Origin of the sequence: Paraburkholderia atlantica (assembly GCF_000092885.1) — a bacterium.
In the GTDB taxonomy this organism is placed as follows: Bacteria; Pseudomonadota; Gammaproteobacteria; order Burkholderiales; family Burkholderiaceae; genus Paraburkholderia; species Paraburkholderia atlantica.
Window position 1 is genome coordinate 2,129,004 of record NC_014117.1, and the last position, 18,654, is coordinate 2,147,657.

At 64.8% G+C, this 18,654-nt stretch carries 11 protein-coding genes and 1 tRNA gene; 6 read left to right on the top strand and 6 right to left on the bottom strand.

Going from position 1 to position 18,654, the window contains the following annotated elements:
• Window positions 1–73 precede the first annotated feature (73 nt).
• A complete protein-coding gene (gene aceE / locus BC1002_RS09490; RefSeq protein ID WP_013089830.1) occupies window positions 74–2,779 on the bottom strand; it encodes a pyruvate dehydrogenase (acetyl-transferring), homodimeric type in 2,706 nt (901 codons plus the stop codon).
• Between the two features lie 276 nt (window positions 2,780–3,055).
• Here aceE and fixL point away from each other — a divergent pair, with 276 nt between their 5' ends.
• From fixL to BC1002_RS09510, 4 genes are all read left to right on the top strand, one after another.
• Window positions 3,056–5,572 (top strand): oxygen sensor histidine kinase FixL, encoded by a 2,517-nt coding sequence (gene fixL / locus BC1002_RS09495; protein WP_041734379.1) that lies wholly within the window; start codon window positions 3,056–3,058, stop codon window positions 5,570–5,572.
• A complete protein-coding gene (gene fixJ / locus BC1002_RS09500) occupies window positions 5,569–6,213 on the top strand; it encodes an oxygen response regulator transcription factor FixJ (RefSeq protein WP_008922736.1) in 645 nt (214 codons plus the stop codon). The genes fixL and fixJ overlap by 4 nt, the downstream gene beginning before the upstream one ends.
• Before the next feature lie 425 nt (window positions 6,214–6,638).
• Complete coding sequence (gene folD / locus BC1002_RS09505) at window positions 6,639–7,502, top strand: bifunctional methylenetetrahydrofolate dehydrogenase/methenyltetrahydrofolate cyclohydrolase FolD (protein WP_013089832.1); 864 nt, start codon at window positions 6,639–6,641, stop codon at window positions 7,500–7,502.
• 319 nt (window positions 7,503–7,821) lie between these two features.
• On the top strand, window positions 7,822–9,927 hold the full coding sequence (locus BC1002_RS09510; protein ID WP_013089833.1) for a M3 family metallopeptidase: 2,106 nt from the start codon (window positions 7,822–7,824) through the stop codon (window positions 9,925–9,927).
• Window positions 9,928–10,057: 130 nt separating this feature from the next.
• On the opposite strand, the gene BC1002_RS09515 is transcribed toward BC1002_RS09510, so the two are convergent.
• Window positions 10,058–11,359 carry an amidohydrolase family protein gene (locus BC1002_RS09515; RefSeq protein ID WP_013089834.1) on the bottom strand — a complete coding sequence of 434 codons (1,302 nt, stop codon included), beginning with the start codon at window positions 11,357–11,359 and terminating at the stop codon, window positions 10,058–10,060.
• A 163-nt stretch (window positions 11,360–11,522) separates the two neighbouring features.
• Between BC1002_RS09515 and BC1002_RS09520 the strand changes: the two genes are divergently transcribed.
• Window positions 11,523–12,218 (top strand): aspartate/glutamate racemase family protein, encoded by a 696-nt coding sequence (locus BC1002_RS09520; protein WP_013089835.1) that lies wholly within the window; start codon window positions 11,523–11,525, stop codon window positions 12,216–12,218.
• A gap of 149 nt (window positions 12,219–12,367) precedes the next feature.
• On the opposite strand, the gene BC1002_RS09525 is transcribed toward BC1002_RS09520, so the two are convergent.
• Window positions 12,368–12,444, bottom strand: a tRNA-Met gene (locus BC1002_RS09525).
• 261 nt (window positions 12,445–12,705) lie between these two features.
• Here BC1002_RS09525 and xth point away from each other — a divergent pair.
• Window positions 12,706–13,482 (top strand): exodeoxyribonuclease III, encoded by a 777-nt coding sequence (gene xth / locus BC1002_RS09530; RefSeq protein WP_041734657.1) that lies wholly within the window; start codon window positions 12,706–12,708, stop codon window positions 13,480–13,482.
• 51 nt (window positions 13,483–13,533) lie between these two features.
• Here xth and BC1002_RS09535 read toward each other — a convergent pair whose 3' ends face one another.
• The 3 genes from BC1002_RS09535 to glnL form a co-directional block, all read right to left on the bottom strand.
• Window positions 13,534–15,651, bottom strand: a complete 2,118-nt coding sequence (locus BC1002_RS09535) for a prolyl oligopeptidase family serine peptidase (RefSeq protein WP_013089837.1) — start codon at window positions 15,649–15,651, stop codon at window positions 13,534–13,536.
• A gap of 140 nt (window positions 15,652–15,791) precedes the next feature.
• Window positions 15,792–17,321, bottom strand: a complete 1,530-nt coding sequence (ntrC, locus tag BC1002_RS09540; RefSeq protein ID WP_013089838.1) for a nitrogen regulation protein NR(I) — start codon at window positions 17,319–17,321, stop codon at window positions 15,792–15,794.
• Between the two features lie 29 nt (window positions 17,322–17,350).
• Entirely contained in the window at window positions 17,351–18,493 is a 1,143-nt protein-coding gene (gene glnL / locus BC1002_RS09545) for a nitrogen regulation protein NR(II) (RefSeq protein ID WP_013089839.1), read from the bottom strand.
• Between the last annotated feature and the right edge of the window lie 161 nt (window positions 18,494–18,654).

The following is an 18,654-nucleotide window of genomic DNA, read 5'->3' on the forward strand; positions in this document are numbered from 1 at the left end:
TCCTGGGCCGCGCACGCCGCCTGCCCCTCGCGACGAGGAGCAGGCGCGTGCATCGTGGCACACGGGTGATGCCTTAGACGGTCATCGGGTTGGGTTTGGCGGGATCAAGGTTGTACTTCTTGAGCGCCTCGGCGACCACCTTGCGTTCGATCGTGCCTTCGTCCGCCAGCGCGTTGAGCGCGGCGACCGTGACCCAGTAGCGATCGACTTCGAAGAAGTGACGCAGCTTCTCGCGCGTGTCCGAACGGCCGTAGCCGTCGGTGCCCAGCACGACGAACTTCTGCGGCACGAACGCGCGGATCTGCTCGGTCAGCGCACGCACGTAGTCGGTCGATGCGATGACCGGACCCGGCGCATCCTTCAGCAGCTTCTCGACGTGCGACAGCTTCTTCTCTTCGGTCGGGTGCAGCAGGTTCCAGCGCTGCACTTCGTGACCTTCGCGCGCGAGCTCGGTGAAGCTCGGTACGCTCCACAGGTCGGCGTTGACACCCCAGTCGTTCTTCAGCAGGTCGGCCGCCGCGATCACTTCGTTGAAGATCGTGCCCGCGCCCATCAGCTGCACATGCGGCGCCTTCTTGTCGGCAGCGGTCTTGCTGAACGAGTACATGCCCTTGATGATGTCCTCGGCCACGCTTTCCAGCCCCGGGCCCTGCGGGATCGCCGGGTGCTCGTAGTTCTCGTTCATCACCGTGATGTAGTAATACACGTCTTCCTGGTCGGCGACCATGCGGCGCAGACCGTCCTGCACGATGACCGCGAGTTCGTAGCCGAACGTCGGGTCGTAGCTGATGCAGTTCGGGACCGAAGCCGCCCACAGCAGCGAGTGGCCGTCTTCGTGTTGCAGACCTTCGCCGTTCAGCGTCGTGCGGCCAGCCGTGCCGCCCAGCAGGAAGCCGCGCGAGCGCATGTCGCCCGCGGCCCATGCGAGGTCGCCGATGCGCTGGAAGCCGAACATCGAGTAGAAGATGTAGAACGGGATCATGATCTCGCCGTGCGTCGAGTACGACGTCGCGGCCGCGATCCAGTCGGCCATGCCGCCGGCTTCGTTGATGCCTTCCTGCAGGATCTGACCGGTTTCCGACTCACGGTAGAACATCAGCTGGTCGGAATCTTCCGGCACGTACTTCTGGCCGTCCTGATTCCAGATGCCGATCTGGCGGAACAGGCCTTCCATACCGAACGTACGCGACTCGTCCGGCACGATCGGCACGACGCGCTTGCCGAGCGCCTTGTCTTTCAGCAGGATGTTCAGGATTCGCACGAACGCCATCGTCGTGGAGATCTCGCGGCCTTCGCCCGTGCCCTTCAGCAGCGGCTCGAATGCCGATAGTTCCGGCACCGGCAGCGACTGGGCCTTCTGACGACGCGCCGGCAGATAGCCGCCGAGGTCCATGCGCCGCTGGCGCATGTATTCGAGTTCCTTCGAGCCTTCCTCGAACGTCAGGTACGGCACGTCGACGATCTGCTCGTCCGTGATGGGCAGACGGAACTGGTCGCGGAATTTCTTCAACTGCTCCACCTGCATCTTCTTCTGCTGGTGGGTGATGTTCATCGCCTGGCCGGCTTCGCCCATGCCGTAGCCCTTGATCGTCTTCGCGAGGATGACGGTCGGCTGGCCCTTCGAATTCGTCGCTTCCGTGAACGCCGCGTAGATCTTGTGCGGATCATGGCCGCCGCGGTTCAGATTCCAGATGTCGTCGTCGGACCAGTCGGCGACCAGCGCCTTCAGTTCCGGCGTGTTGAAGAAGTGCTCGCGCACGAACGCGCCCGACTCCGACTTGTACGTCTGGTATTCGCCGTCGACCACTTCCATCATGCGGCGCATCAGCGCGCCCGACTTGTCGCGGGCAAACAGCGCGTCCCAGCGGCTGCCCCAGATGACCTTGATCACGTTCCAGCCGGCGCCGCGGAATTCGCTTTCGAGTTCCTGGATGATCTTGCCGTTGCCGCGCACCGGACCGTCGAGACGCTGCAGGTTGCAGTTGATCACGAACACGAGGTTATCCAGCCGCTCGCGGCCGGCCATGCCGATCGCGCCGAGCGATTCCGGCTCGTCCGTTTCGCCGTCGCCGAGGAAGGCCCAGACCTTGCGGCCGTCGGTCTTCGCGATGCCGCGCGCCTGCAGGTACTTCATGAAGCGCGCCTGGTAGATCGCCATGATCGGGCCGAGGCCCATCGACACGGTCGGGAATTGCCAGAAGTCCGGCATCAGCCACGGGTGCGGATACGACGAGATGCCCTCGCCGCCGACTTCCTGGCGGAAGTTGTCGAGCTGCTTGTCGGTCAGGCGACCGAGCAGGAACGCGCGCGAATAGACGCCCGGCGACGAATGGCCCTGCACGAACACGAGGTCACCACCGTGCTCGGCCGACGGTGCGTGCCAGAAGTGGTTGTAGCCGACGTCGTACAGCGTGGCGGCCGACGCGAACGACGCGATGTGGCCGCCGACGTTGGTTTCCTTACCGGCGCGCAGCACCATCGCCATCGCGTTCCAGCGGGTGTACGAGCGGATGCGGTGTTCGATGTCCTGGTCGCCGGGGTTCTTGGCCTGGCGCGCGACCGGAATCGTATTGATGTAAGGCGTGTTGGCGGAGAACGGCAGATGTTCGCCGTGCACGCGTGCAAACTCGATCTGCTTTTCGATCAGGTAGTGGGCACGGTCAGGGCCAACAGCAGAAATCACGCCATCCAGCGCTTCCAGCCATTCGCCGGTTTCCTGGGGATCGTCGTCTTTCTCGGCGGCGACATATTTCATGACTTCGTCGGGTACAGCGGACATGCTCGTCTCCTGGGTATGGGGAACGCACTTTGAACAGACCACGCGGACGCAGGATTAGGCCGCGGCAGCACCGGCTGATTGTAATAAGGGTCCCGACGTCAACGCAATCAAATTTTCAAATTACGAGATCAATTCTCACAATGCGGAAAATTGCTGCAACGCAACCTGGTTTGACTGCCATTAGACGTATCCGTCGGCTAGTTTGCGCCGATTAACTGCACTTTCCGCGCTTTTTTGCGTCATTTGTCGGGGACGTGCTGAGCTACAATGCCACGCATGTTGACCGAACGGCTTTTCTCTCGCTCGGCGCGCACCGCGGGTTCGCCGGCGGATTCGTCGCCGTCCTCGCGCTGGCACCACGGACCCTGGTGGTCCAATTCCTATTTGCTGACGCCGCTGCTGTCGATCCTGGTATTCCTGGTCGTCATGAGCCTGATTCTCTGGAGTCTGAACCGGCGCGAGCAGCAGCAGCAGGAAGACACGCTGTACCGCAACGTCGCGTGGGCGCAGCAGCAGATCCGGCTGTCGATGACGAGCGCACAGGAACAGATCCAGGCGCTCGCGCGCGACCTCGCCGCCGGCCATGCCGACGAGCACTCGTTCCAGGTGAACACCACTGACATCATGCAGGGGCATCCCGAGATCCTCTACATGAACTGGTACACCGCACAGCAGCAGCCGCGCTGGCCCAATGCCGCGCCGCCGGTGCTCGGCCAGCGGCTCGCGCGCCCGAACGACGCGCAAATGGACGAAGCGGTCAAAGCTGGTTTCGCCGAGGCGCGCAACACGCGCCGCCAGGTGTACTCGCCGCTCATCTACGACGACCTCGGCAACGGCTTCATCACGCTGCAAACGCCGATCTTCCGTGATCGCGATTTCCTCGGCACGATCGCCGCGGTGTTCTCGGTGGAAGGCATTCTGAAGCGCGACATCCCGCCCGAGCTGTCGGCCAAATACAAAATCTCGATCATCGACGCGAACAACCGCGAGTTGACCACCACGTCGACCCGCCCGCGCCTGCCTCGCGACATGTTCTACGACCTGCCGCTCGACCCGCCGGGCCAGGGCGTCTCGGTGCGCGTCTACGCGTTCCCGCAGATCACCAACTTCACGAACAACACGCTGGTGTGGCTGGTGGCGGGCCTCTCCTGTTTCGTGCTGTGGAGCCTGTGGAGTCTGTGGAAGCACACGCGGCAGCGCTTCGAGGCGCAGCAGGCGCTGTACGCGGAAGCGTTTTTCCGCCGCGCGATGGAAAACTCGGTGCTGATCGGCATGCGCGTGCTCGACATGCACGGCCGCATCACGCACGTGAACCCGGCGTTCTGCCGCATGACCGGCTGGGACGAAAGCGACCTAGTCGGCAAGAGCGCGCCGTTCGCCTACTGGCCGCGCGACGCTTACCCCGAGATGCAGCGCCAGCTCGACATGACGCTGCGCGGCAAGGCGCCCTCGTCCGGCTTCGAGTTGCGCGTGCGCCGCAAGGACGGCTCGACGTTCCACGCACGGCTGTACGTGTCGCCGCTGATCGACAGCTCGGGCCGCCAGACCGGCTGGATGTCGTCGATGACCGACATCACCGAGCCGAAGCGCGCGCGCGAAGAGCTCGCCGCCGCCCACGAACGCTTCACGACCGTGCTCGAAAGCCTCGATGCGGCGGTGTCGGTGCTCGCCGCCGACGAAGCCGAGCTGCTGTTCGCGAACCGCTACTACCGGCATCTGTTCGGCATCCGCCCGGACGGCCACCTCGAACTCGCGGGCGGCGGCTTCGACAGCTCGCAGGCGTCTTCCGATTCGATCGACATGGTCGACACCTTCGTCGGCCTGCCCGCCGCCGCGCTGACCGAAAGCACGGCCGACGCGCAGGAAATCTACATCCCCGGCATCCAGAAGTGGTTCGAGGTGCGGCGCCAGTACATCCAGTGGGTCGATGGCCATCTCGCGCAGATGCAGATCGCGACCGACATCACGACCCGCAAGCGCGCGCAGGAGCTGGCGCGCCAGCAGGACGAGAAGCTGCAGTTCACGAGCCGCCTGATGACGATGGGCGAAATGGCCTCGTCGCTCGCGCACGAGCTGAATCAGCCGCTCGCCGCGATCAATAACTATTGCTCCGGAACCGTCGCACTGGTTAAATCCGGTCGGACGACGCCTGACAATCTGCTGCCGGTGCTCGAAAAGACCGCGCAGCAGGCGGTGCGCGCCGGCATGATCATCAAGCGCATCCGCGAATTCGTGAAGCGCAGCGAGCCGAAGCGTCAGGCCACGCGGGTCGCGGATATCGTCGCCGACGCGGTGGGTCTCGCCGAAATCGAGGCAAGGAAGCGGCGGATTCGCATCGTGACCGATCTGCGCTCGCGGCTGCCGGTGATCTACGTCGATCCGGTGCTGATCGAACAGGTGCTGGTGAACCTGCTGAAGAACGGCGTCGAGGCGATGGCCGAAGCGCGCCCGAACGCGGTCGACCCGGTCATTCGCGTGGTCGTGCGGCTGGATAGCGGCTTCGTTTGCATCAGCGTCGTCGATCAGGGGCCGGGCGTCGACGAAACGACCGCCGAGCGTCTGTTCGAACCGTTTTACAGCACCAAGTCCGACGGTATGGGCATGGGGCTGAACATTTGCCGTTCGATTATCGAATCGCATCGCGGACGTCTGTGGGTGGTCAACAACGTCGAATCCGACGGCCACATCACGGGCGCCACGTTCCATTGCAGTCTGCCTATTGGGGAGCCTGACGGCCCGAGCAACGGCGGGTCCGAGGCGCCGACACCACAAACCGTTACGGGAGAGCTATGAACAGCCCAGTCACCACCCAGGAAACCGTCTTTGTCGTCGACGACGACGAGGCCGTGCGAGATTCGCTGCGCTGGCTGCTGGAGGCGAACGGCTACCGCGTTCAATGCTTCCTGAGCGCCGAACAGTTCCTCGACGCATGGCAGCCGCATCAGCATCCGGGCCAGATCGCGTGCCTGATCCTCGACGTGCGGATGTCCGGCATGAGCGGACTCGAGCTGCAGGAACGCCTGATCGCCGACAACGCTTCGCTGCCGATCATCTTCGTGACGGGCCACGGCGACGTGCCGATGGCCGTGTCGACGATGAAAAAAGGCGCGATGGACTTCATCGAAAAGCCGTTCGACGAAGCCGAGTTGCGCAAGCTCGTCGAGCGCATGCTGGACAAGGCGCGCAGCGAAAGCACCAGCGTCCAGCAGCAGCGTGCCGCGGCCGAGCGCCTCGGCAAGCTGACCGCGCGTGAGCATCAGGTGCTCGAGCGGATCATCGCGGGCCGCCTGAACAAGCAGATCGCCGACGACCTGGGCATCAGCATCAAGACGGTGGAAGCGCATCGCGCGAACATCATGGAAAAGCTGAACGTCAACACGGTCGCCGATCTGCTGCGACTCGCGCTGTCGAACAAACCGCAAACGGCGCAGTAACGGCGGTACGGGCGGCCCTCCGCTCGGAGGGCCGTTTCTATGTGCCCGCCGCGGGTGGCGGTTGCGTCGCCGGTTCGCGACGGCGTGAGCGTCGCTGAGTCCTGCGTGCGCGTGGCGTGCGAGCGGCCTGCCCCGCCGCCCGAGTAGCGCTTTCTTGCCGTCGCACGTCCCGCCCCACCTCCCGTACGCTCCCAAGCGCGCCGCGAATCCACTGCGGAAGCGCGCGCCCCGCGCCGGTATAATGTCGGACTTTGCAGCGGCGCCTTGCGCGAATCCCCAACGCTCTGTGACAGGCGACCTGGCTTCGTCAAGCAGCCGAAGCACACCGTCGCGCGCCCCCTCCGCGCGAGCGCTTCGCCCGCCAGCCAAACCGCCTGCCCCGAATCCATTCCCGATCCCAACCTCGACTCAACGTTCGACCGACCATGACTGCCAAACTGATCGACGGCCTCGCCCTCTCCAAGACCCTGCGCGCCGACGTCGCGGCGCGCGCCGCCGCCCTGACCGCCCGCGGCCATCAGCCGGGCCTCGCCGTGATTCTGGTCGGCGACAATCCGGCCAGCGAAGTGTATGTGCGCAACAAGGTGAAAGCCTGCCACGACAACGGCCTCGGCTCGTCGTTCGACCGCTATCCGGCCGACCTGCCCGAAGCCGACCTGCTCGCGCGCATCGACGAGCTGAACCGCGATCCGGCCATCCACGGCATCCTCGTGCAGCTGCCGCTGCCGAAGCACATCGACAGCCACAAGGTGATCGAGGCGATCGCGCCCGAGAAGGACGTCGACGGCTTCCACGTCGCCAATGCGGGCGCGTTGCTGACCGGCCAGCCGCTGTTCCGTCCGTGCACGCCGTACGGCGTGATGAAGATGTTCGAGGCCTACGGCATCGAGCTGAAGGGTGTCAACGCGGTGGTGATCGGCCGCTCGAATATCGTCGGCAAGCCGATGGCGCTGCTGCTGCTCGAAGCGGGCGCGACCGTCACGATCTGCCACAGCAAGACGCGCGATCTGGCCGCGCACACGCGCAACGCCGATGTCGTGGTCGCCGCGACCGGGCTTCGCAACATTCTGACCGCGGACATGGTGAAGCCGGGCGCGACCGTGATCGACGTCGGCATGAATCGCGACGACGCCGGCAAGCTGTGCGGCGACGTCGACTTCGCGGGCGTCAAGGAAGTGGCCGGCCATATCACGCCGGTGCCGGGCGGCGTGGGCCCGATGACGATCACGATGCTGCTGGTCAACACGATCGAAGCGGCCGAGCGCGAGGCGAACGCGGCCAAGGCCTAAGCACCGGGCGGTCAGTGCGAGACGGAGTAAGGCAACTCATCCGTCTCGTCCACCGGGTCATCGCCCGTCCTCCTCTCTCGTAGCCCCCCCTCGTCACCGCGCCCGCCGGACCACGCCCCGCCCCATCGCGCGCCAGCGCACCGCAACATCTGTTAATTTGTCAGCCGATGGATTGGAATCGGCGCGCCCCGCCCCAATACTGTCCTCAGCCGGTGCCGCCACGCGCCGTGCGCCGATCGTCGAGCGACACGCCATGAGACGGCTCGCGCGAACGCCGCCGCACCACCACCCCTTTCACCCGCGTCAGACAGGAAGCCCTATGTCCACTACCGCCACGCCTCAAGACAATCCGCTCCTCGATTTTTCCGATCTGCCGCGCTTTGGCTCCATCCGACCCGAGCACGTGACGCCCGCCCTCGACGTGCTGCTCGCCGACGCGGCGGCCGCGGTCGAGCGGGCCGCGCTGCCGGTCACGCCCGCGTCGTGGCCCGACGTCGTCGAACCGGTCGAGCGCGCCACCGAGCCGCTGTCGCGCGCGTGGAGCGTGATCGGCCATCTGAACGCCGTCGCCGATACGCCCGAGCTGCGCGCCGTATACGGCGAGAACCTGCCGCGCGTGACCGAGTTCTGGTCGAGCGTCGGCCAGAATCTCGCGCTCTACGAGAAGTACAAGGCACTGAACGCCAGCGACGAGTTCGCGTCGCTGAACGGCGAGCGCAAGAAGATCCTCAGCAACGCGCTGCGTGACTTCCGTCTGTCCGGCGCCGAGCTGCCGGAAGACCAGAAGCCGCGTTTCGCCGAATTGCAGGAGCGCCAGGCGGCGCTGTCGAAGGCGTTTTCGGATCACGTGCTCGATGCGACCAACGCGTATGCGTACCTCGTCGATGCGGGCAACGAGGCGCAACTGGCGGGGCTGCCCGAAGACGTGATCGAGGCCGCGAAGGAAGCCGCCGAGCGCGACGGCAAGACCGGCTACAAGTTCACGCTGCACTTCCCGTCGTATTTCCCAGTCATGCAGTACTCGGAAAACCGTCCGATGCGTGAAGCGATGTATCGCGCGTACGTGACGCGCGCGTCCGAGCTCGGCGCGCAATACGGCAACGGCAAGACCGAGTGGGACAACACCCAGGTGCTCGCCGACGAACTGAAGCTGCGCGCCGAAGAAGCGCAGATGCTCGGCTACGGCAACTTCGCCGAAGTGTCGCTCGCGCCGAAGATGGCCGAATCGCCGGCTCAGGTGATGACCTTCCTCGAAGACCTCGCGACGCGCGCGCGTCCGCATGCTGAGCAGGACTGGAAAGAGCTGCGCGAATTCGCCGCGAGCGAACTCGGCATGACCGATCTGCAGCCGTGGGACATGACGTTCGCCGCCGAGCGTCTGCGTCAGAAGCGCTATGCGTTCTCGGAAAACGAAGTGAAGCAGTACTTCCCGGAAGACGCGGTGTTCAAGGGTCTGTTCAAAGTCACCGAGACGCTGTTCGGCGTGCGCATCCGCCGCGACGAAGCGGCCGTCTGGCATCCGGACGTACGCTTTTTCCGCGTCGAGAATCAGGACGGCGGCCTCGTCGCGCAGTTCTATCTCGACCTGTATGCACGCGAAGGCAAGCGCGGCGGCGCCTGGATGGACGACGCGCGCGGCCGTCACAAGCTCGCGCACGGCGCGGTGCAAACGCCGGTCGCATACCTGACCTGCAATTTCTCGGCGCCGGTCGGCGGCAAGCCCGCCTGCTTCACGCACGACGAGGTGATCACGCTGTTTCACGAGTTCGGCCACGGCTTGCATCACATGCTGACGCGCGTCGATGAGCTCGGCGTGTCGGGCATCAACGGCGTCGAATGGGATGCGGTCGAACTGCCGTCGCAGTTCATGGAGAACTTCTGCTGGGAATGGGACGTGCTGTCCGACATGACCTCGCACGTCGATACCGGGAAGCCGCTGCCGCGTGATCTGTTCGACAAGATGCTCGCCGCGAAGAACTTTCAGAGCGGTCTCGGCACGCTGCGGCAGATCGTGTTCTCGATGTTCGACATGCAACTGCATACGGGCTTCGATGCGAATGGCGCGAAGAGCGCCAACGACCTCGCGCGCGAAATCAACGAACGCTTCCACGTCGTGCCGCAAGCGCCGTTCTCGCGCTGGCCGAATACGTTCAGCCATATTTTCGCGGGCGGTTACGCGGCCGGCTACTACAGCTACAAGTGGGCGGAAGTGCTGTCGGCGGATGCGTACGCGGCGTTCGAGGAAGCTGCGCAAGCCGCGGGCAGCGTGCTCGATCAGTCGACCGGCATGCGCTATCGTCGCGAGATTCTGGAAGTGGGCGGCAGCCGGCCGGCGATGGAATCGTTCAAGGCGTTCCGCGGCCGCGAACCGAATATCGATGCGCTGCTGCGGCATAACGGCATGGCGCCGGGTGCCGCACACTGAGCGATTCAAGCGTCGCGATGATCGTTCGTTCGGCGTGGATGGGATGGCGCCGAACGAGCGATGCCGACAAAAAACCGGCGGTCTGCGCGAGCAGGCCGCCGGTTTTTTCATTCATCCGCGAGATACCGCGCTACGCGCGATGCAGCTTGAAATCGACCTGCTCAGGGCGCCCTTCGAGCGATAACGACGCGCGCGCGGCCGGCGCACGGCTCACCACCCTGCCCCGGCTCACCACCGCGAGCCGCGCGGCGCGCAGACGGATCGCCTCGATCTCGTCGCGCGCGTCGAGCACGACGAGATTGGCCGCGCAACCGGGCGCGATGCCGTAGTCTTCCAGACCGAGAATGCGCGCCGCGTTCACGGTCACCGCGTCGAAACAGGCGCGCATGCCGTCGACGCTGGTCATCTGCGCAACATGCAGGCCCATCTGCGCGACTTCGAGCATGTCGGCCGAGCCGAGGCTGTACCACGGGTCCACCACGCAGTCGTGGCCGAATGCGACCGTGATGCCCGCCGCCAGCATCTCCGGCACCCGCGTCATGCCGCGCCGTTTCGGGTAGGTGTCGCTGCGGCCTTGCAGCGTGATGTTGATTAGCGGATTTGCGATCGCCGCGACGCCCGACTCGCGCATCAGCGGCAACAGCTTGCTCACGTAGTAGTTGTCCATCGAATGCATCGACGTCAGGTGCGAACCGGTGACGCGTCCGTGCAAGCCGAGCCGATGGGTTTCGGCCGCGAGCGTTTCGATGTGGCGTGACAGCGGATCATCCGATTCGTCGCAGTGCATGTCGACGCGCAAGCCCTGCCCGGCCGCGTACTCGCACAGCATGCGCACCGACTGCGCGCCGTCGGCCATCGTGCGCTCGAAATGCGGAATGCCGCCGACCACGTCGACACCCATGCCGATCGCGCGCTTGAGGTTGTCGAACGCACCAGCGCTGCGCAGCAGACCGTCCTGCGGGAAAGCGACCAGCTGCAGATCGAGATACGGCGCGACGCGGCGCTTCACTTCGAGCAATGCTTCGACGGCGAGCAGACGCGGATCGCATACGTCGACGTGGCTGCGGATCGCGAGCAGGCCGCGCGCGACGGCCCAGTCGCAATACTGCATCGCGCGTTCGATCAACGCTTGCTGCGTGAGCTCGGGCTTCAACTCGCCCCATAGCGCGATGCCTTCGAGCAGCGTGCCCGAGGCGTTCACGCGCGGCAAACCGTACGACAGCGTCGCGTCCATATGGAAATGCGGATCGACGAACGGCGGCGTGACGAGCGAACCGGCCGCGTCGATTTCGTCGCGCGCGCTCGCGGCCAGGTTCGGCTCGACCGCGACGATGCGCCCCGCGTCGATGCCGATGTCGACTGGGGACGGGTGATGCGGGGACAGCTGGGCGGCACTGCGCGGCAGCGTCGCGCGGCGGATGATCAGATCCATGTTCGCTCCGGTTGATCGCGTTCGGACTGGCTACGATTCTATCGACGCCAGAATAATGCGGGCACCGATGCGTACCGGCGCACGCGCCGCAATCCGTACCGGCTGCGCGCGATGCGACGCGCCTATACTCGCCGTTTCGGCCATGCATTGACGGAGCGTACAGATGAAAACGATCGGTGTGATCGGCGGAATGAGCTGGGAGTCGTCCTCCGAGTATTACCGGCTGCTGAACCGCCACGCGAAGACGCGGCTCGGCGGTCATCATAACGCGCGCAGTCTGCTGCTGACCGTCGATTTCGCGTCGATCGAGGCGAACCAGCGCGCCGGCGACTGGCAAGCGCTCGGCGAACAGATGGCCGATGCCGCGCGCCAGCTCGAACGCGGCGGCGCCGATCTCGTGATTCTTGCGACGAACACGATGCATCGCGTGTACGAATCGATCGAGCAGGCAATCACGGTGCCGTTCCTGCACATCGCCGATCCGACCGGCGCGGCGTTGCGCGCGGCTGGCGTCGAGCGCGTGGGCCTGCTCGGCACGCGCTACACGATGGAACAGACGTTCTATACGGGCCGGCTGCGCGAGCGCTATGGACTCGACACGCTCGTGCCTGATGACGACGAACGCACGGACGTGCACCGCATCATTTACGACGAGCTATGCCACGGTAACGTGGACGACGCGTCGCGCAAGGTCTATCAACGCGTGATCGAACATCTGGCCGCGCGTGGCGCGCAGGCGGTGATACTCGGGTGCACGGAGATCACGCTGCTGATCAAGCCGGAAGATTCGGTGCTGCCTGTATTCGACACTACTGCGTTGCATGCGCAGGCGGCGGTGGAGTGGTCGATTGGGGAATGACGATGGGTTCGAGGCTTCGATCGCGCACCAATCGTGTTGCGTCAGTTCACGCGCTCGCAGCATATGCAGCGAGCTACCACAGGCAAAACGAGGCGCTGAAAGTCAAAAAGCCCGCATGGCTTGCGCGATGCGGGCTTTCAACAATGCTTTGGTTGCGGGGGTAGGATTTGAACCTACGACCTTCGGGTTATGAGCCCGACGAGCTGCCAGACTGCTCCACCCCGCGTCAGAGAAAAAAGATTATATAAGGTTACTAGCAAAACGTCAAACCTATGCGCGGAACATTTCTCGAACGACCTCGTCGCCATGAAATTCGAGCCTCGATAAACACGCATGAACATGCGCCGTGAATCGCAAGACAAGCGACCCAGCCTCGCATTCCATGCACGGCGCAAGGCACACAGCAATTCGAATGTCGCCGACTTTGACCGGCGAGGCCCCCGCTATAATCGGCCTTGCTCTCATCACGCACGCAACGGATATTTTCGTGAAAATCGCCACCTGGAACGTCAACTCCCTCAAAGTCCGCCAGCAGCACGTGATCGACTGGCTCGCGAGCAGCGGCACCGACGTGCTGTGCCTGCAGGAACTGAAGCTCCCCGACGAAAAGTTTCCGCGCGCCGAACTCGAGGCGGTCGGCTATCGAAGCTGGTACGCGGGTCAGAAAACTTATAACGGTGTCGGCATTCTGGTGCGCGAAGGTGTGAACGTCGACGAAAGCAGCATCGTGCGCAACATCCCCGGTTTTGAGGATCCGCAGCAGCGCGTCATCGCGGCAACCGTCGACGGCGTGCGCATCATCTCCGCGTATTTTCCCAACGGCCAGGCGCCCGGCACCGACAAGTTCGCGTACAAGCTGCGCTGGCTCGACGCGCTGCACGACTGGCTCGCAACCGAGATGACGCTGCATCCGAAGCTCGCGCTACTCGGCGACTACAACATCGCGCCCGAAGATCGTGACGTGCACGACCCGAAGGCATGGGAAGGCCAGAATCTGGTGTCGCCCGAGGAACGCGCCGCGTTCGTGCGGCTGATCGGCCTCGGTCTGCTCGACGCGTTCCGCCAGTTCGAGCAGCAGGAAAAAATCTATTCGTGGTGGGACTACCGGATGATGGCGTTCCGTCGCAACGCGGGGCTGCGCATCGATCACATCCTGCTGTCGAAGGCGCTGTCCGACATCTGCAAAGCGTGCGACATCGACAAAGTACCGCGCAAGTGGGATCAGCCGTCGGATCACGCGCCGGTGTTCGCGCAGCTCGGTTGATCCGCAACCCAGCCACGAAGCGAGGCAGTGCGGCCTCGCTTCCCTGGTGCTTCAAGCGCCGCCCAGCACACCCCACAAGAACTCGAACACCATCGCATCATGCTCGGCCTGCTCCAGCTCATCGGAGCCGCCGTGTCCGCCTTCCGTATTCTCCCGGTACCACACGTTCTGCGCGCCCAGCGCCTGCATGCGCGCGGCCATCTTGCGCGCGTGGCCGGGATGCACGCGATCGTCGGCGGTCGACGTCATGAATAGCACCGGCGGATACGCGACGCCCGCCGCGAGGTTGTGATACGGCGAATACGCGGCGAGCGCGCGCGCTTCATCGGGTTCATCCGGGTCGCCGTACTCGTCGATCCACGACGCGCCCGCGTGCAGCAGGTGATAGCGGCTCATATCGAGCAACGGCACCTCGCACACGACTGCGCCGAATAGCTCCGGCCGCTGCACCATGCAGGCGGCCACCAGCAGACCGCCGTTGCTGCCGCCCTGAATGCCGAGCTGCGCGGCGCTCGTCACGCCGCTCGCAATCAGAGCCTCGGCGACCGCGATGAAATCATCGAATGCGCGCTGGCGATGTTCGCCTTGCGCCGCCGTGTGCCAGCGCGTGCCGAACTCGCCGCCGCCGCGAATATGCGCGACCACGTATACGCCGCCACGTTCGAGCCAGCCGATGCCCTGCCCCGTCAAATAGCTCGGCAGCAGCGGGATCGCGAAGCCGCCGTAGCCGCTGAGCAGACACGGACGCGTCGGCTGTCTATCGCCCGGCGATGACGGCGCTTCCTTCGGTCCAATCACCGTGTACGGAATGCGCGTGCCATCGGCCGATACCGCATGGCCGCGCGTCACGGCAACGCTCGTCGCGTCGAACTGCGTCGGCCAACGGTCGAGCAACTCCCATTCGCCGGGCTCGTCGCGCGCGAGATCGGCGAGCCAGTAGGCGGGCGGTTGCAGATAATCGTCGGTGTCGACGAACACTTCGTCGTTCAGCGTCGACTCGACCGGCGATACGTCCACTTGCGCGTCGCCGCGCAACGCGAACACACGCTCGCGCCAGTGCCAGGTGCCGTCCTCGCGTTGCGACGGCGTCCAGATCAGCGTCTTGCCGCGCACGTCGTCGAGATACGACACGATCAGATGATGGCGCGTATGCGACCACTCGCAGGCCGAAGTCAGCGGCGTCGGCGTGAAGAGCGGCGTCACGTCGCGCTCGCCGCGCAGAAACGCGTCCTCGCGAATCGCGAGCAGCGCGCCGCCAGCATAGCGCGCGCGATTGCCGTCCCACTCGCATTCCCAGTCGAGGCGCGGCTCGAGCAGCAGCCAGCCCTGCCACGCCCCCACCGCGACGTGCGACGGTACCTCATAGCGATGCCAGGCATCGCTGGCACCGTCGAGGTAATAGGTGTGCGAATCGAAAAAGTCGACGCTGCTCGTCACCGTATGCCTGCGGTCGACCGGATCGTAATTCGCCTCGACGCCGATGTCACCGAACTCGCCGCGAAACACGACCGGCGCGTCGGAGAGCGCGGTGCCGCGAGTCCAGCGCCGCACGTCGCGTGGGTAACCGGAACGCGTCAGCGTCTTGCGCCCGTTGTCCCAGCCGACGTACAGCGTATCGCGATCGATCCACGACACCGTGTGCTTACCCGCCTTCGCAATCGCGAAACCATCATCGACGAAACGCCGCACGTCGAGATCGAACTCGCGCACGACGAGCGCGTCCGAGCCGCCCGGCGACATCGTGATCAGCGCGCGATCGCCGTCAGGATAAAGGATGTCGAGATCGACGCACACCCACGGCTTGCCTTCGGCCGCACCGAGCGCGTCGAAGTCGAGCAGGTTCTGCCACACCGGCGCGCCGGCGCGCCATGCGGCCCACGCGGTGCGTCGCCAGATGCCGCGCGGATTGCGTTCGTCCTGCCACAGATCGTAGGCCCAGTCCTTCCAGCGATCCGGAATCACCGGACGCTCGCGCGGCAGATACGCATCGGCGAGCCTGCGTCTGAGCGTGTCGAACGACGCGCCGCTGCACCACGCCGCACGTGTGCGCGCATTCTGCGCGTCGACCCATGCGAGTGCGTCAGTGTCGTACAGCTCTTCGAGCGACAGAAAAGGATCGGGGGAAAGCGGCCACTCGAACGGGGCGGGAGAAGCGGAAGAAGCTGGCATCGTTGGCTGTCGGATCGGAACAGCGTTGATTATGCCTTGTGCGCGCGGGTTGCCCGCCTGCCACGACGCGCGATGCAAAAACGACGAAGGCGGCCAGAGCCGCCCTCGCCTGCGATGCAGGATCGCTCAATACGAACGCATCAAGGCTCGAGATTGAGCTCCTGAATCTTGCGCGTAATCGTATTGCGGCCAATACCGAGCCGCTCGGCCGCCTCGACCTTGCGGCCGCGCGTGAAGTCGAGCGCCTCGCGGATCACGGCCGCTTCGAAGCGGCGTGCGAGTTCGTCCATCACGTCGGCCGCGTTCTCGCGCAGCATGCGCGCGACTTCGGTGCGCAGGCCGCCTTCCCATGCGCTCAGCGCAGTGGCGACCGACGCACCCGCCGGATGCACGAGCGTGCTGGCGTTCGCGCCAGCGAGCGGCGCGCCGACCGTGAAGCCCGCATTGGTCGCCACGGCGCCATCCGTCGTCGCTCCCGCGGCGGCACCCGCACCAGGCTCGCTCCCGCCGCTGTGCGCGGGACCGAGATCGGGCGGCAGATCCTTGATTTCGATCGTCTGCGCGGGCGCCATCACCGTGAGCCAGTTTGCGAGGTTCTCGAGTTGCCGCACGTTGCCCGGAAACGGCAGCGACGCGAGATACGCGAGCGCCTCGTCGGACACGCGCTTCGGTTCGACGCCGAGATCGCGCGCGCTCTTCTGCAGGAAATGCCGCGTCAGCAGAGGAATGTCCTCGCTGCGCTCGCGCAATGCGGGCAAGCGCAGACGGATCACGTTCAGACGGTGATACAGATCCTCGCGAAACAGCCCCTGCCGCACGCGCGCTTCGAGGTTCTGGTGCGTCGCCGCGATCACGCGCACATTCGCCCGCAGCGGATTGTGGCCGCCCACGCGATAGAACTGTCCGTCCGACAGCACGCGCAACAGGCGTGTTTGCAGATCGAACGGCATGTCGCCGATTTCGTCGAGAAACAGCGTGCCGTTCTCGGCCTGTTCGAAGCGTCCCTGGCGCATCGCCTGCGCGCCGGTGAACGCGCCGCGCTCATGACCGAACAGCTCGGACTCCAGCAGATCCTTCGGAATCGCGGCCGTGTTCAACGCGATGAAGGGGCCGTTCGCGCGTGGGCTATGTCGGTGCAGCGCACGCGCGACCAGTTCCTTCCCGGTGCCTGATTCGCCCGTAATGAGCACGGTGGCCGCCGAATGCGACAGGCGACCGATCGCGCGAAACATGTCCTGCATCGCAGGCGCCTGGCCGAGCATCTCGGGCGCTTCAGCGACGCGGTCGTCCCATGTCTGCTCGCCGCGCATGCTTTCGTCGACCGCGCGGCGAATCAGTTCGACCGCCTTATCAATGTCGAACGGCTTCGCGAGATACTCAAACGCACCGCCCTGGAATGCGGCGACCGCGCTATCGAGATCCGAGAACGCGGTCATGATGATGACCGGCAAGCCCGGCACCTTGTCGCGTACGGTCTGCAGCAGCTCCAGCCCGGAGCCGCCGGGCATGCGGATATCGGAGACCAGCACCTGCGGGCTGTCATGATCGAGCGCGGCCGACGCTTCGCGCACGTTCGCGAAGCTGCGCGTCGCGAAGTTCTCGCGCGCCAGCGCTTTCTCGAGCACCCAGCGAATTGATTGATCGTCGTCTACTATCCAGATCGGCTTCATAAGGTCGGTCTTGAGGTGCTTGGTGGTATCTAGAGATCGAGCGGCAGCAGAATCTGAAACTCGGTATGGCCCGGCCGGCTATCCACCTCGATCAGGCCTTCGTGCTGCTGCACGAAGGTCTGCGCAAGCGTGAGACCGAGACCGCTGCCGTCCTCGCGCCCCGATACGAGCGGATAGAAAATGCGGTCGCGAATCTCTTCGGGAATGCCTGGGCCGTTGTCGACGATATGCAAGTCCAATGCCAGCTTGCACAGGCGTTTTGAAATCGTGACCTTGCGCGCGATGCGCGTACGCAACTCGATGCGCGCATCGCCCTGCGAGATCCGCTCGCGCAACGCCTCGGCCGCATTGCGCACGATGTTCAGCAGCGCCTGGATCAGCTGCTCCTTGTCGCCGCGCAGATCCGGCACGCTGACGTCGTAGTCGCGCTCGATCGTCAGACCGCGGGGAAATTCCGCGAGAATCACCTGACGCACGCGCTCGCACACCTCGTGAATATTCACGTCGCCGACGATATGCGGATGCCGGTGCGGTTCGAGCAAGCGGTCGACCAGCGTCTGCAGGCGATCCGATTCCTTGATGATGACCTGGGTGTACTCGCGCAACTCGTCGCGCTGACGCTCGCCGAGTTCGAACTCGAGCAACTGCGCGGCGCCGCGAATGCCGCCGAGCGGATTCTTGATTTCGTGCGCGAGATTGCGGATCAGATGCTTGTTGACGGCCGTCAGGTCGTTGATGCGCTCTTCGCGGTCGGTGCGCAGATGCCGCTCGTTCTCGAACAGTTCGAGCAGCACGTAGTCCTGCGCGCTTTCCAGAAAGCCGACGATCGCATGCACGTGCAGCGGCTCGTGGCCGGGACGCTCGAGCACGGCGTCCAGATGCGTCGCGTGAAAACGGTGAGCGGCGATCGCGGTGATCGTCGCGACCAGTTCGTCCGCATTCGAGAAGATGTCCGGCCACGCCATCTGCGTCAGTTGCTTGCGCGACATCTCCAGCATCGATTCCGCCGACGGATTCGCGAACGCGACGCGCAGCGTGCGCTTCTCGAGCACCAGCACGACGGTGGGCAACGCCTCGAAACCCGGCAGCAAGCCAGAGCTCACGAGCTGAACGTCATCCGACAGCGTCTGTTCGTGTACTTTCCTTGCCTTGATCAGATTCTTGAGAACCATCTTGCAGTGTGGCCGGTAGGAGATGGTGGTAAATCAGGAGTGCGGGCCCGTTGGTGATTCGTCGAATTGCATGTTGACCGCGCGCGGTCGGCCGTGCGTATGGCCTAACAAAAAAGGGACGGCGCCGCCGTCCCTTCGTGACCGATCGCGAGCGTCGGGCA

Coding starts and splice junctions, on each gene's coding strand:
- aceE (WP_013089830.1), bottom strand. CDS start 2,779: ATGTCCGCTGTACCCGACGAAGTCATGAAATATGTCGCCGCCGAGAAA.
- fixL (WP_041734379.1), top strand. CDS start 3,056: ATGTTGACCGAACGGCTTTTCTCTCGCTCGGCGCGCACCGCGGGTTCG.
- fixJ (WP_008922736.1), top strand. CDS start 5,569: ATGAACAGCCCAGTCACCACCCAGGAAACCGTCTTTGTCGTCGACGAC.
- folD (WP_013089832.1), top strand. CDS start 6,639: ATGACTGCCAAACTGATCGACGGCCTCGCCCTCTCCAAGACCCTGCGC.
- BC1002_RS09510 (WP_013089833.1), top strand. CDS start 7,822: ATGTCCACTACCGCCACGCCTCAAGACAATCCGCTCCTCGATTTTTCC.
- BC1002_RS09515 (WP_013089834.1), bottom strand. CDS start 11,359: ATGGATCTGATCATCCGCCGCGCGACGCTGCCGCGCAGTGCCGCCCAG.
- BC1002_RS09520 (WP_013089835.1), top strand. CDS start 11,523: ATGAAAACGATCGGTGTGATCGGCGGAATGAGCTGGGAGTCGTCCTCC.
- BC1002_RS09535 (WP_013089837.1), bottom strand. CDS start 15,651: ATGCCAGCTTCTTCCGCTTCTCCCGCCCCGTTCGAGTGGCCGCTTTCC.
- ntrC (WP_013089838.1), bottom strand. CDS start 17,321: ATGAAGCCGATCTGGATAGTAGACGACGATCAATCAATTCGCTGGGTG.
- glnL (WP_013089839.1), bottom strand. CDS start 18,493: ATGGTTCTCAAGAATCTGATCAAGGCAAGGAAAGTACACGAACAGACG.